Below are 1,405 nucleotides of genomic sequence, written 5' to 3'. Positions count from 1 at the left end.
GCATCCGTCTTTAGCTAAGAGAAGAACCACGTGACAGCGGCGGCTTATCGAGGCTACTTTTCGAGAGGAATGAGGAGGCGACGAGTGTGTACAACGACACCTCCTCATCTCGGATTATGCGTCGGCTCACTACACTGTTTCCCTCCGAGTTCCTCGAAGAGCACGCCGAGGAACTCAGCGTGGTCGAGCGAGAGGGCAAGCTTCAGATTCCAGTCCTCGTGTGGGCGCTCGTGTTCGGCTTCGCCGCAGGCGAAAGCCGAACACTCGCCGGGTTCCGACGCAGCTACAACTCGACAGCCGACGAGCCGATCTCTCCAGGCGGCTTCTATCACCGGTTGACGCCCTCACTCGCAGAGTACCTCCGCGACCTCGTCGAGCGTGGCCTCGACGAGGTCGCTGTCCCAGACGCTGTTGACGCTGATATCGACCGATTCAGGGACGTGATGATCGCTGATGGAACAGTGTTGCGGTTACACGAGTTCCTCTCCGATGAGTTTCAGGCCCGTCATGAGGAGCAGGCTGGAGCGAAGCTCCACCTGCTCCACAATGCCACCGAGCAGACAATTGAACGCATCGACGTGACCGACGAGAAAACGCACGACAGCACGTTGTTCAAGACGGGTTCGTGGCTGTGCGACCGACTCATTCTATTCGACCTCGCGTACTTCAAGTACCACCGGTTCGCGTTGATCGACGAGAACGACGGCTACTTCGTGAGTCGGCTGAAGCAGAGCGCGAATCCGGTGATAACGGCGGAGTTACGGGAATGGCGCGGGCGCGCCATTCCCTTGGAAGGCGAGCAGATCCACGATGTGGTCGATGAGCTCTCGCGGCAGTACATCGACGTTGAGGTCGAAGCGGAGTTCAAGCGGGGGCCGTACGATGGAACGCGGTCGCTGGATACGAAGCGGTTCCGCGTCGTCGGCGTCCGCAACGAGGACGCCGACGACTACCATCTGTACATCACGAACTTGCCGAGAGAAGAGTTCTTGCCGGCGGATCTAGCGACGCTGTACCGGTGTCGGTGGGAGATAGAGACGTTGTTTCGTGAGCTGAAGACGCAGTACGAACTGGATGAATTCGACACAAGCAACCGGGATGTCGTGGAAATCTTGCTGTATGCGGCGTTGCTGTCACTGCTGGTGAGCCGTGAGCTGTTGGATCTGGTCACCGAGCAGGCCGACGATGAGATTGTGTTTCCGCCGGAACGCTGGGCGGCGACCTTCCGGTCGCACGCCCAGCTCATCCTCCACGAACTCGGTGAATACCTCGGCTACTCTCCACCGCCGCTGCTGGAGCGACTGATCGAAGACGCACAGAAGATCCACCAACAACGACCGATACTGCAAGAGACGCTCGCTACCGCTACGCAACCGAGGTGTGAGGCTTAGCTAAAGACGAATGG

1 protein-coding gene is annotated in these 1,405 nt (G+C 58.9%); it reads left to right on the top strand.

From position 1 onward, the window contains the following. Positions 1 to 116 precede the first annotated feature (116 nt). Positions 117 to 1,391, top strand: a complete 1,275-nt coding sequence (locus ACERIM_RS19440; RefSeq protein WP_373633838.1) for an IS4 family transposase — start codon at positions 117 to 119, stop codon at positions 1,389 to 1,391. Positions 1,392 to 1,405 lie beyond the last annotated feature (14 nt).

The sequence above is a fragment of the Natrinema sp. H-ect1 genome, assembly GCF_041821105.1.
GTDB lineage: Archaea > Halobacteriota > Halobacteria > Halobacteriales > Natrialbaceae > Natrinema > Natrinema thermotolerans.
Note: the sequence above shows the minus strand (reverse complement) of the source record. Positions and strands in the feature narration are given on the sequence as shown.

Bases quoted from the DNA above. Each gene is read 5' to 3' on its own strand.
- ACERIM_RS19440 (WP_373633838.1), top strand. From the start codon at position 117: ATGCGTCGGCTCACTACACTGTTTCCCTCCGAGTTCCTCGAAGAGCAC.